The sequence below is a fragment of the Solimonas aquatica genome (assembly GCF_900111015.1).
GTDB lineage: Bacteria > Pseudomonadota > Gammaproteobacteria > Nevskiales > Nevskiaceae > Solimonas > Solimonas aquatica.
Window position 1 is genome coordinate 1 of sequence record NZ_FOFS01000008.1, and the last position, 13,109, is coordinate 13,109.

Here is a 13,109-nt window from a genome sequence, read left to right on the forward strand (position 1 = left end):
TTCTGGAAGGCGCCGATGATTTCCACGCGCTTGATCGAGTCGATGCCCAGATCGGCTTCCAGGTCGGCATCGAGGCTGAGCATTTCCGTGGGATAACCGGTGCGCTCGGCGACGATGCCGGTGAGCAGGCTCTGATAGTCCACGGCCACTGCCGCAGGCGCGGCGGCGACCACAGGCGCTGGCGTGACTGCGGCCGGCGCGCTGGCGGCGGGCGCGATGGCCTGAATCTGCGCCAGGATCGCGCTGAGGCTCTTGGCCTTGGTGTAGCGCTCCATGCCGGCCTGCATCTGCGCGGCGATTTCCGCCGGCAAGACCTTCTGGAAGGCGCCGATGATTTCCACGCGCTTGATCGAGTCGATGCCGAGGTCGGCTTCCAGATCCGCATCGAGGCTGAGCATCTCGGTGGGATAACCGGTGCGCTCGGCAACGATGCCGGTGAGCAGGCTCTGGTAGTCCACGGCCACAGGCGCAGCCGCGACGGCGGCCGGTGCGGGTGCTGCGATGACGGCGGGTGCGGCCACCGGCGCGGAGGCCAGGACGGGTGCAGCGGGCGGCGCGATGCTGATCTGCGGCGCGGCTGCCGGCGGCGCGACAGCCGCCACCGCAGCGGGTGCCACGGGCATCGCCGGCAGGCTGCTCGCCGGGGTGCTGCCGAAGAACTGCTGCAGCGCGCGTTCCTGCAGGCTCAGGAACTGGCGCATGGTCTGCTGATAGGCGATCAGGGCTTCGCTGCCCAGGGCCGCGCTCACGCTGGGCGTGGCCGCGACCGGCGCGGCGACAGCGGCCGGCGGTGCGATGGCCGGCGCCGGGGCGGCAGCGGGCGCCGGCGGCGCGCTCGGACGCGGCAGGCTGGCGCTGAGCCGGGCCAGCTGCTCGCGGCGCGCGGCCTCGGCCGTGGCCTGGGTCAGCGCCGGCTTCTTGCCGGTGCGGATCAGGGGGTCGTCGATGGCGCGTGCGCAGCCGCCGCTGAGCAGCCACATATGCTTGGGCACGGCCTTGGGCTTGGACAATTCGGCCAGTTGCGCCTCGCTGTAGGCGGACAGCTCGCGCTGCGCGAACAGCGCGCTGGGCTGCCAGCTGACGCCGGCCACATACAGGTCCGCCAGGCCCAGCAGCAGGCCGCGCAGGCCGCCGCCATTGCCGTCCAGCGACACGCTCAGCGCATCGCCCTTGCCGGCGAGAATCTGCTTGGCCATGTTGGCGCAGACGCCCTTGGGGCCCAGCTCCAGGAACACGCGCGAGCCGGCTGCGTACATCGCTTCCACTTCAGCCACGAACTCCACGCTGCTGAGCATGTGCGCATCGAGCAGCTTCTGGATTTCGCCGGGCTGTGCCGGATAGGGCTGCGCGGTCTGGTTGCTGTAGACCGGGAAGCGCGCCGGCGCAAACCTGGCGGCGTGAATCGCCGCCGACAGCGGCGGCTGTGCGCTCGCCACCATCGGCGTGTGGAAGGCGCCGGAGACCGGCAGCATCACGGTGCGGATGCCGGCGGCGGAGAGTTTTTCCACGGCTGCTTCGACCTGCGAGCGCGGGCCGGAGATCACGCACTGCTCGGGCGCGTTGTGATTGGCCACGCTCACGCCGCTGAAGGCGGCGATCTGTGCCGTGACCTGCTCGCGGCGCGCGGCAATCGCCGCCATGCCGCCCGCCTCGCTGCTCTTGGCCGAGGCCTCGCCCATGGCGCGGCCGCGCACGGCGGAGAGCGTGAGGAAATCCTGCGCATCGATCACGCCGGCGGCGTACAGCGCGCTGTATTCGCCATAGCTGTGGCCGGCGGCGGCACTGGCCTGCAGGCCCAGGCGGCGGGCCAGATGCAGATAGCCCATGGACAGGGTGCCGATGGCGGGCTGTGCGACGCGGGTGTCGGTGAGCGCGCGGGTCTGCGCGGCTTCGCCGGCCTCGTCGAAGGCGGCCGGCGGCAGCATCAGGTTCGACAGCGGCTGGCCGAGGGTGTCGGCGAGCTGGCGGTCGGCCAGCTCCAGGGCCTCGCGCAGTTCGTCGTGATACAGCGCGGCCTCGCGGCCCATGTTCAGGTGCTGCGAGCCCTGGCCCGGGAACAGGAAGGCCAGCGCCGGCGCCACGGCCGGCAGCGCGACATTGAGTCGCGCGCTGGGTGGCAGCGGCCGGTCGGCGCGCAGATGTGCGAGCACGCCGTTGAGATCACGCGAGAGCGCGGCCAGATCGCTGGCGACCACCGCCAGGGCCACGCCGCCGCTGCGGCTCTGCGCCTGACGCGCGAGCGTGTAGGCCAGCGGTGCGGGCTGCAGCTGCGTGCCTTCGTTCAGGCGCGCGCGCAGCGCTTCGATGTCCTGCATCAGGGCTTCGCGGCTGGCGGCGCGCAGCAGGAACAGCTCCTGCGGCCATTGCGAAGAACCGGGGCTGCCGGCGCTGGGAGCGTACTCTTCCAGCACCGCATGGAAGTTGGTGCCGCCGAAGCCGAAGGCCGAAGCACCGCCGCGACGCGGATGCCGGGGATTCGCCAGCCAGGGCCGCGGCTCCTTGAGCAGATAGGCCGGCGAGCCGGGATCAGCCAGGGTGTCGATGGGCTTTTCCACGCCCACGTGCGCGGGCAGGGTGCGGTGATGCAGGGCCAGGGCCACCTTGGCCAGACCGGCGACGCCGGCGGCGGCCTTGGTGTGGCCCAGGATGGTCTTCACCGAACCGATGGCCACGCTGTGCGGCGCGGCCTGCTCGGCGCGCAGGGCGCGGGTGATGGTCTGCGCCTCGGCGCGGTCGCCGACGGCGGTGCCGGTGCCATGCGCTTCCACCAGGCCCAGGGTCGCGGGCGAGAAGCCGGCCTTGGCATAGGCGCGGTTGAGCGCACGCACCTGACCTTCACTGCGCGGCGCGGTGAGGCCCAGGGCCTTGCCGTCGGAAGAACCGGCGGTGGCCTTGACCACGGCGTAGATGCGGTCGCCATCGCGCTCGGCATCGGCCAGGCGCTTCATGACCATGATCACCACGCCTTCGGAGATGGTGATGCCGTCGGCGTTTTCGTCGAAGGTCTTGGCGCGGCCGCTGGGCGAGAGCGCCTGGGTCTTGGCGAAGGTGGTGAAGCCGTACGCGGTCTGCGTGGTGTCGTAACCGCCGGCCAGCACCAGGGAGCTGCGCCCGGATTCGAGTTCGGTCACCGCCATGCTGATCGCGGCCAGCGAGGAGGCGCAGGCGGCGTCGATGGTGAGATTGAGGCCGCCGAAGTCCAGGCGGTTGGCGATGCGGCCCGCCGCCACGTTCGGCAGCACGCCGGCGAAGGATTCCTCCGTCCATTCCGGCAGACGATCCCAGACCTCGTCGCTGATGTTTTCGACGAAGCGCGGCAGTTCCGCGCGCAGGCCGTACTGCAGGCCCAGCTCGCCGGCGCCGCCGCTGGCGCCGAGAATCACCGAGGCGGTCTCGCGGTCGAAGCCACCCTTGGCATAACCGGCATCGTCCAGCGCGCGGCTGGCCGCTTCCAGGGCCAGCAGCTGCATGGGATCGATGGACTTCATGGACTTCGGCGGAATGCCGAAGCGCGTCGGGTCGAACTGGATTTCATCCAGGAAGCCGCCCCAGCGCGAGTACACCTTGTCCTGCGCCTTGCGGTTCTCGTCGAAGAACAGCTTCCAGTCCCAGCGCCATTCCGGCGTTTCGCGGATCACGCTGACCTTGTTGAGCACATTGTTCCAGTACTCATAGGCGGCATCGGCCTTGGGCAGCACCACGCCGATGCCGACGATGGCGATATCCGCAGGCTTCTCGCTGCGCGGCGCTTCTGCCTGCGGCTGGGCGAGGGTGTTGAGCAGGGCCTGCGCGCCGCAGCTGACGTCTGCATGCAGCTGGGCGACGCTCATGGTGGTTTCGCGCAGCGTGGCCACCTGGCCGATCATGTACATGCCGTCGGCGAGCTGCTGCTCGGGCGCGATCTGCACGATCTTGCCGGACTCGTCGCGGTTCACGCCCTTGGAGGCGATGCGCAGACGGCCCAGGTTCAGATCTTCCAGCACATCGCGGATTTCCTCGGCGCTGGTGCCCTTGCGGATCAGCTCGCGGCGCTGCGCGAAGAAATCATCGGCGAACTGGGTCGCCGCGCAGCGCGTGGCGTGGCCCGGGCCGGTTTCCAGATTCTTGGTGCGCTTGCAGAGCAGGGCCTGCTGCTGGAAGCCTTCGACGATGGCGCCGGTGCCCACGATCTCGTCGGTGAACAGATAGATGGTGCCCATCAGCGCGCCGACCTTCATGCCGCGCGCGGCCAGCGGTGCGGTCATCGCCGCCACCATCGCCGCCGAGCGCGCGTCATGCACGCCGCCGGCGAACAGCACATGCACGTCCTTCTCTTCGCCGGGCTTCACGTGATTGAGCAGCACCTCAATCATCTCTTCCCAGAGCGTGAAGCTGGACAGCGGGCCGATATGACCGCCGCACTCGCGGCCTTCGAACACGAAGCGGCGCGCGCCCTGTTCCAGATACAGCTTGAGCAGCGCCGGCGCCGGCGCGTGGATGTAAGTCTTGATGCCGCGCTTTTCAAACTCCGCGGCCTGATCGGGACGGCCGCCGGCGATCAGCGCGTAGGGCGGCGGGCACTTCCAGATTTCCGCGCATTGCTCTTCGCGCAGCGCCTGCGGGATGAAGCCGAGCAGGCCCACGCCCCAGGGCTTGTCGCCCGCCAGCTCGCGCGTCTTCTCCAGCATCTGCCGCACCTGATCGCCGCGCATCAGGGCCAGCGCCAGGAACGGCAGGGCGCCGCCCTTGGCCACTTCCACGGCGAACTCGGGGCTGTCGGAGACGCGGGTCATCGGGCCCTGCGCCAGCGGGTAGCGCGTGCCATGCGAAGCGGCAAGCGGGCTGTTCTCGTCCAGCGGCCGCAGGCGCGCGGCCTGTTCGATCTGCTGGCTGACCGCGCGACGGATCGCCTGCATCAGCTTGGCGACGGAGGGATAGCGTTCGCGCAAACCGGCCGCCAGGCCGATGCCCTGACCCAGCGGTGCCAGCAGGCTGCCATCGGCCGACCAGCCGATCAGCTCCGCAGTCCTGGCCTGCCAGTCGTCGAGCTTGAGCAGACCGCCCTCGACCTGACGATTGAGTTCCTCGGCGGCCTTCAGCGCCTGCGAGGCGGGACGCGCGTAGACACGGCAGGCGCGATCCACCAGCTCGCCGTAGAGGCGGGTTTCGGCGCCGTTGAGACGCGAGAGTTCATTCTGCTGCGCGGGGCTCAGCGGCGATTCGGCGAGCAGCAGCAGCTGATCATCGAGCACCACACCGGCGGCGCCGGCGGCGCGGCAGGCGGCAGCCGAGTACACGCCCACGCCGCCCTGCACATACAGCGGCAGCGAAGTCAGACCACAGAGCTTCTGCAGCAGGATGTAGCTGGTGTATTCGCCAACCCAGCCGCCGGATTCGTGGCCGTGCACCACCAGGCCCTGGAAGCGGTTCTGCAGCTTCTTCACGCCCTCGACATCATTGACCTCCGCCAGCAGACGGTCCTGCTCGCGCGCGCCGATGCTCTTGGCCAGATTCGCGAGCCTGGCGACCGGGCCGCAGAGAATCAGCGTGAGGCTGCGCGCGCCGGCAGTCTTGACCAGGGACGCAGCCAGCTCGGCCTGCGTAGCGGTGAGGCGCAGGCCGATGCCGCCGCGCGGTGACTGCAACAGGCTCTGGAATTGCGCGCGGGCCTGGGCTTCGTCGCGGCAGAATTCGAGATTGAGCAGGCCGGTGCCGCCGGCGCGCGCCACGGCGCTGGCCAGCGCGGGCGAAGCAAGACCGGTGGGCGTGAGACCGAAGATTTCAAAAGAAGAGGTGCTCATGACGATGCCTGCCTGCTGTCGTAACCCGGATGTGCTGCTTGATTAACGCTTGATGCCTTCCAGGAACGGCACCTCGAGCACCTTCTCGTGCACGATGGGGCCGTGGCCGAAATAGCCGTTTTCGCCGAAGCACTCGCCGTGGTCGGCGGTGATGATGAAATGCGTATTGACCGGTGCCTTGGCGATCAGGCCTTCCAGCACGGTATCGACGTATTCGACGGTCTTGATCTGCTGCTGATGCAAGGACTTCATCTGCTCGTCGTCGAAGAACTTGTCCTCGCTCTGCTTGCCGAGCTCATCGTCCATGCGCTTGAACACGCCGTGCACGCCGGAGACGTGCGGCAGGCTGCCGGGTTCCAGCATGTAGGGATAATGCGTCTCGCCCAGATTCAGGAAATGGAAGCTCGGTTCGTCTTCGTCGAACTCGATTTCCTTGACCATGCCGGCAAAGTCATTGTGATTGGCCATCAGCTTGTAGTCGTCGAAATGACGGTTCAGATGGCTGGTGGGATTGAGCACCGGCATCGACACGCGTGCCACGGTGCGATAGCCCTGGTCCTGCAGCACCTTGGGCAGCGACAGCTGCGGCACGAAGCTCTTGAACGACAGACCGTCGATGCCGAGCCGATCCACCCACTTCACGAAGTCCTTCTTGTAGACCTCGGAGGCGAACACGCCCTGCGGGCTGTCGTGCGGAATCATGCCCATCAGATAGGTGTAGTGGGACGGGCTGGTCCAGGACGCGTAGGCGTAGCGGCGCTCACCGGCGCCGATGCGATCCATGTTCGGGGTGCGCGCGGCCTTGTAGCTGTCGAAACGGCAGCTGTCCATGATGATGAAAACGAGGTTCTTGCTCATGAGTCTGCAAATAGGGGCCTGTAGAGGGAGGGCGTGAGGAAGTGGCAGTCGATTTCATCAAGATCGCAGCTGCGTCCGCCTGCCCCGAAGCGGGGAGAGATGCAGGTTATCAGCGATGTTGGCCTTGACGTTCATCAATACCCCTGCGTCGGCTGCGAATGACGGCCGTGAAAATGAAGCGCGCCGCGGTTGTTTCTGGCTTTGTTGTGCACGCCTTGAGCGTGCTCCTCCGGTGCTTTTGGCCTAAGCCCATAAGAAAAAGGCATAGGCACTCGTATTATCTGCTCTGCACGACATCTATGTGCCGCCGGCAAGACATAGTAGAGCTTGAAGCACATCAAATATCTATCAGAAATTTCCTGCGCTTAGCCGGAAATTTGGAGACCCGGCGTCAGGGCATATCGATATTCCTTGCCGTCAGCTGTAGGGGTTTGGCGTACGTGCCGCGGTCTCGGCGGGCAGTTCGAACAGACGCCAGTCATCGAGGCGCAGCGCGGTGAGCCGCCCGCCCCAGACGTAGCCGGTGTCCAGGCCCCAGACCTGGTGTTCCGGCCAATGCACCCGGCCCAGCGTCGACCAGTGTCCGAAGACGATGGTGGAGCGCCTGCTGCGTCGCTGCGGCAGTGCGAACCAGGGCAGCAGCGAGCCGGCATTTTGCCCGGGACCGAGCTTGTGCTTGAAGTCGAAGTCCCCTTCGGGCGTGCACATGCGCGCGCGGGTGAGGATGTTGACGATGGCGCGCAGGCGCTCGATGCCGCGCAGCTCGTCCGACCAGCGCTGCGGACGATTGCCGTACATCTGCAGCAGGAAGTCGTGAGCGCGAGCCGGTTCGCGCAGCATGGTTTCGACTTCGTGCGCCAGGGCCAGGGTCTGCGCCTGCGTCCACTGCGGCGCGACGCCGGCATGCACCAGCAGCACCGCGTGCTCACGTTCGCGCCAGGCCATGCGCTGCCCTCTGAGCCAGTGCAGCAGGCGTTCGGCCTCGGGGGCCTTGAGCACGCTGTCCAGACCGTCCTCGGGATCGCCGTACTCGCCCTTGGCGGCCAGGGCCAGCAGATGCAGATCGTGATTGCCCAGCACGGTCAGGGCGCGGGCGCCCAGCGACCGGACCAGCTGCAGACAGCCCAGCGAATCGGGGCCGCGCGCCACCAGATCGCCGGTCAGCAGCAGGCGATCGTCACGGGAGAAACGGATTTTCGCGAGCAGTGCTTCGAGTCCCGCACGGCAGCCCTGCAGATCGCCGACGACATAAGTGGCCATGAACGACTAAGGCCTGTTGACGCCATGGCGCTCGCGGCGACACAGCTCGTTCTGGCGCAGGGCGAGGCGGCAGGTGCGCCGCCGGGTGCATCCCAGCCAGCGGCTGCCCAGGCCGTCGCGCGCCGCAACGGCGCCGTCCCTTTCGGCAGCAAGGCAGCGATCATCCATGGTGTTGACAGGCCCTGAGGTGGAAGATGGATCAGCGCGCAGTGTAGCCGCGCGCTGCCTCTGCCTACAGACGCAGGCGGCGGAACAGTGGCTCCGGGATGAGACGGATCAGCAGCATCAGCCAGCGCCACCAGCCGGGCAGATAGACCACCGCGCGGCCTTGCTCGATGGCGCGGACGATGCCGGCGGCGATGGTCTCGGGCTGCGCCCACAAGGCGTTCTTGGCGAAGTCGCGCGTCATCGGCGTATCGACGAAGCCGGGCTTGATGGTCAGCACGTTCACGCCGCTGCCGTGCAGGCGCTGGCGCAAGCCGCTCAGAAATGCGGCGACGGCGGCCTTGGCACTGCCGTAGACATAGTTGGAGGCGCGACCGCGATCGCCGGCCACGGAACCGATCACCGCCAGCGTGCCGTGGCCCTGCGCGCGCAGGGCCTCGCCCAGCAGCGTGGCCAGCTCCAGCACGCTCAGGGCATTGATCCGGTAGGCCTCGTGCAGGGCTTCCAGCGCGTGCTCGCAGCGCGCCTGGTCGGGCAGGCTGCCATGCGCGATCAGCACGATGTCCGGCATGCCGATGCCGGACAGCGCATCCAGCAGTGACTGTGGCGGCAGCCCGGCGTCGTAGCGCAGGCAGTGCACGGCAGCGGCGCCGCGCAGGCGCAGGTCGGCGGCGATGGCCTCGCCGCGCGGCGCATCACGCGCGGCCAGCAGCAGCTGTGCGCCGCGTGCCGCCCAGATCCGCGCGCAGGCCTGGGCGATGGCGGAGGTGGCGCCGATGATCAGCACACGCAACTCGTTCAAGAATGCTCCAGACGGCGCCAGAAGGAGGAGCTGAACGCCGGATCGATATGCTGCGTGAAGTCGCCGAGCGCGGGATAGCCCCGGCGAAAACTTTCGGCGGACATGCAGGCGTCCTTGGCGGCATACAGACGCCCGCCGGCGGCCAGGGCGATGGCTTCCAGTTGCGCCAGCAACGCGGTGGTGCGCGCGCCGCGATTGGCGAAGTCCAGGGCCAGGGTGGTGCCGGGCGCCGGAAAGCTCAGCAGACCCGGCGAGCGCAGCCCGCCGAAGGTCTTCAGCACCGCCAGGAACGAGCCCTGGCCGCTGGCGGCGATCAGCTCCAGCATCTGCGCGATGGCCGCGCGCGCCTGGGCGGGCGGCACCAGACACTGGAACTGGTAGAAGCCGCGCGGCCCGTACAGGCGGTTCCAGTGCGCGATGCGGTCCAGCGGGTAGAAGAAACTCTGCCAATGCCAGCGTTGCGCGCTGCGCTGCGCGCCGGGGCGATGGTAGTAGAGCGTGTTGAAGGCGCGCAGGCTCAGCGCGTTCAAGGGCGACAGCGGTGGCGTGAAGAACAGGCGCAGCGCGCGCGGCGGCGCCGGTGCGGCGCCCGCCGCATGGCGCGCGCGCTCGAACACGCCGCGTCCCAGGGCGGCGCCGCGGGCACTGCAATCCACCCAGGCCACGGTATAGGGCCAGTGCGGCGCCGACTCGGCTTCCAGCGCGAAGTATTCCGCCAGATTGGCGAAGCGCAGGCTGTCGCCCTGCATCGCCGCGCCGGCCACGCGCTGCAGGCGGATGCAGGCGCTCAGGATCAGGCCGGTGAGACCCAGGCCGCCGATGGTGGCGGCGAACAGCGCCGGATTCTCCTGCGCCGAGCAGTGCCGCACGCGGCCATCGGAACGCAGCAGTTTCAGGCTCTGCACATGACAGCCGAAGCTGCCGGCGCGGTGATGATTCTTGCCATGCACATCGCAGGCGATGGCGCCGCCCACCGATACCTGCTGCGTGCCCGGCGTCACCGCCGGAAACCAGCCCTGCGGCAGGCACAGGGCGATGATCTCGCCCAGGGTGAGGCCGGCCTCGCACTCCAGCAGGCCTTGCTGCGCATCGAAGGCGATGAAGCGGTCCAGCCGCCGGGTGTCGAGGATATGGCCGCCGTCGTTGACCGCGACATCGCCATAGGAGCGGCTCTGGCCGCGTGCCAGATAGTGCTCGCCCGGCGCGAAGCGCGGTTGTTCGAAGCGGTCGCGCAGGGTCTGCACCGCTTCGCGCGGGTGCAGCAGCCGGCCCCAGCCCTGCGCTGCGGCGCTCACGCCGCCGCCCAGAGAATGGCGAGGCCCAGCAGCGCAATCACGCGGCTGCTGCGGTCGCGCAGGGCAAAGACCGTGGGATCGTCGTGCATGCCGCCACGGCTGGTGATCAGCCACACGCGGGCGATCCAGTACAGCATCAGCGGACACAGCAACCACAGCAGCTGCGGCTGCTGATACAGGCGCTGCGAGGCGGGGCTGTTGATGTACAGGGCCAGCACCAGCACCGCGATGAAGCCCGAGGAACAGCCCAGGGCCAGCAGCAGCGGGGCATCGGCCGGCGTGTAGCCGCGTTCCCTGTCCTGCGGGCTGTCGTCCGCGCCCCATTTGGCGCGGAACTCCGCGTAGCGCTTGACGATGCCCAGGCTCAGGAACATGAACACCGCGAAGGCCAGCAGCCAGAACGAGGCTTCGATGCCGGTGGCGCTGCTGCCCGCGAAAATGCGCAGGGTGTAGAGCGCGGCCAGCAGGCTGACGTCGAGCAGGGCCTGGGTCTTGAAGTAAAGGCTGTAGGCGCTGCTCAGCAGCAGATACAGAGCCAGCACGGCGGCAAAGGCCGGCGATACCGCCAGGGCCAGCGCGATCGCCAGCAGCACCAGCACGGCGGCCGCGCGCAGACCCTGCACCGCGCGCAGCGCGCCGCTGGCAAAGGGCCGGCTGCGCTTGCGCGGGTGGTGACGGTCGGCGGCCAGGTCGAAGAGATCGTTCTGGATGTACACGCTGGAGGCGCACAGCGAAAACGCCAGGAAGGCCACCAGGGTCTGGGTCAGCGCCAGCGTGTCCTGCAGGCGGTGCGCCAGCAGCAATGGCAGGAACACCAGCAGGTTCTTGATCCACTGATGCGGACGCATCGCCTGCCAGAGCAGGCCCAGGCCCGGCGGCGCCGTGGCCAGCTGCTGCAGCTGTGGCAGCTCCCGGCGCAGGCGCTGCGCCAGCCCCACATCGTGTCCCACCAGGATGGCCTCACGCGCGCTGGCGAACACCGGGCGATCCACCGCCGCATCGCCGATGTAGTCGTAGCCCTGCTCGCCGTAGCGCGCCACCAGCAGCTCGCGCTTGGCCGCGCCGCGCAGATTGTGGGCGCCGTCGCTGGCCAGCACCTCGTCGAACAGTTCCAGGTGCGCGGCCAGGGCTTCGGCCAGACGCCGGTCGCTGGCGGTGACCAGCACCAGGCGCCGGCCGGCCTCGCGGGCCTGCCGCAGCCGGGCGAGCACCTCGGCATTGAGCGGCAGCTGCGCGACATAGCGGCGCAGTGCACCGGGCTCGCGGTCCAGCGCATCGAGCACCCCGGCCTTGAACGCGGCGCGGCCTGCGGCCAGGCGCGCCGGCAGCCGCAGCAGCGCGCGCGGCGCGCGCCGCGCCAGCAGCAGCAGGCACTCGTGCAGGCTGTCCACGGGGGTGAGCGTGCCGTCCAGATCCACGCACAGCGGCACGCGGCCGGCCTGCGGCAGGGCGCGGTTCATCGCAGCTCCAGGTGCGGACCGGCCGGCAGGCTGGCGGCGAAGTCGCGCAGCAGCGGCCGCAGCTCGGCTGCGGCCTGCGGGCTGCTGGCGTAGAAGTTCACGGTGTCGCCGCCGACCACGATCGGCCGGCTGCCCAGGCGCAGCTGCGCGAGCAGGATCCATTGCGCCGGCACCTGGCCGAACCAGTTGGGGTAGATCATCACCAGGCCGATCTTTCGTCTTGCGACGATGGCTTGCAACCAGGCGGCGTCCTTGTCGGGGCGCGCGGCCTCGGGCGTGGCCAGGCCCACCAGGTCCAGCACGCGCAGCGGCTGCGTGCCGTAAGCCAGCCAGCCGATGTCGTTGGCGGCGACATCACGGCGCCACCAGAGGCTGACGAAGCGGTGCATCTGGTATTGCTGCTCGTAGATGTTGCGCGCCGACAGCGGCGCCAGCAGCGTGCCGGGCAGATAGAGCAGGGCCAGCATCGCCAGCAGATAGGCGCTGTAGCGCCAGCGCTGCGGCTGCACCGGCTGCAGGCTGATCAGCAGCACCAGACTGAGAAACAGCGCCGCATAAATCTCGTAGCGGTAGAACCAGCCGTAACGCCCGCAGAGCAGATGCGCCACGGCCACGCCGGCGGCGGCGAGCAGCATCCAGCGCCGCTGCGCACGCTGCGCGCCGGCCTGCCACAGGCAGGCGGCGCCGAGCAGCAGCAGCGGAATGCTGCGGCGGTCCTGCCAGGCTTCGTGCAGACGTTGCAGCAGAAACTGCGCGCCATCGCCGTGCAGGCCTTCCTTCACCATCACCGAACCGGGCAGCGGCGGCAGACCCTGAGCGTGCAGGAACAGCGCGAAGCCCAGCAGCGGCAGGGTGCCCGACAAGAGCAGCAGCACGGCATCGCGGCGGCGCTGCTGCAGCCAGAGCAGCGTGGCCATCAGCAGCAGCAGCGACAGCAGCTCGTAACGCACCGCCGGGCCCAGCGCTGCTGCGAGCAGGCAGGCGCGGGGGATCTCGCGCTGCTGCCAGGCGCACTGCAGGGCGTAGGCGCAGGCGATGGTGAGCAGCAGCTGCAGGCTGTGTTCCATGCCGCTGTAGGCAAGACCGATCAGATTGCCGGCCAGCAGCAGGAGCAGCAGGGTGAGGGCCTGGCGACGCGTGCTGGCGGCGTCCTGCGGCCAGGACCATTGTCCGACCAGCCGCCCCAGCAGCCAGGCACTGGCCAGCGTGCAGGCGACATTGATCAGCAGCGGCGCAAAGCGCTGCGCGCCCAGCAGCGTCAGCAGCAGCGGCCAGAGCAGCGAGGAGGAGGGCGCGGCGCTCTCGCCGGGATTGAGACCGTAGAAGCCCTGCGCGATGCGCTGCGCCAGCGCCAGATGGATGTAAGGGTCATCCAGGGTGTAATCGCCATGGCCCTGCGTGAGCCAGAGCAGCGGCAGGCCGACGGCGATCAGCAGCGCGCCGGCCATCGCCACGGCCATGGCGGCCGGCGAGGGCGATGGTTTCATTT

At 69.0% G+C, this 13,109-nt stretch carries 7 protein-coding genes; all 7 read right to left on the minus strand.

The genetic code is table 11. The annotated features are described in order from the left end of the window. Positions 1–5,780: type I polyketide synthase (locus BMY12_RS10620; protein WP_143068922.1), on the minus strand; the 5,780-nt coding region annotated here is incomplete at its 3' end. A 42-nt stretch (positions 5,781–5,822) separates the two neighbouring features. Then, positions 5,823–6,638, minus strand: coding sequence for a sulfatase-like hydrolase/transferase (locus BMY12_RS10625; protein ID WP_093285720.1), 816 nt, complete (start codon positions 6,636–6,638; stop codon positions 5,823–5,825). A 417-nt stretch (positions 6,639–7,055) separates the two neighbouring features. Next, positions 7,056–7,898 carry a symmetrical bis(5'-nucleosyl)-tetraphosphatase gene (locus BMY12_RS10630; RefSeq protein WP_093285723.1) on the minus strand — a complete coding sequence of 281 codons (843 nt, stop codon included), beginning with the start codon at positions 7,896–7,898 and terminating at the stop codon, positions 7,056–7,058. 232 nt (positions 7,899–8,130) lie between these two features. Continuing rightward, entirely contained in the window at positions 8,131–8,865 is a 735-nt protein-coding gene (locus BMY12_RS10635) for an SDR family oxidoreductase (protein WP_093285726.1), read from the minus strand. Beyond that, positions 8,862–10,160, minus strand: coding sequence for an FAD-binding oxidoreductase (locus BMY12_RS10640; RefSeq protein WP_093285729.1), 1,299 nt, complete (start codon positions 10,158–10,160; stop codon positions 8,862–8,864). Before BMY12_RS10640 ends, BMY12_RS10635 begins: the two co-directional genes overlap by 4 nt. After that, positions 10,157–11,620 (minus strand): UbiA family prenyltransferase, encoded by a 1,464-nt coding sequence (locus tag BMY12_RS10645; protein ID WP_093285731.1) that lies wholly within the window; start codon positions 11,618–11,620, stop codon positions 10,157–10,159. The genes BMY12_RS10640 and BMY12_RS10645 overlap by 4 nt, the downstream gene beginning before the upstream one ends. Beyond that, positions 11,617–13,107: a DUF8728 domain-containing protein gene (locus tag BMY12_RS10650; protein ID WP_143068923.1), complete on the minus strand. Its 1,491-nt coding sequence runs from the start codon at positions 13,105–13,107 to the stop codon at positions 11,617–11,619. The genes BMY12_RS10645 and BMY12_RS10650 overlap by 4 nt, the downstream gene beginning before the upstream one ends. Between the last annotated feature and the right edge of the window lie 2 nt (positions 13,108–13,109).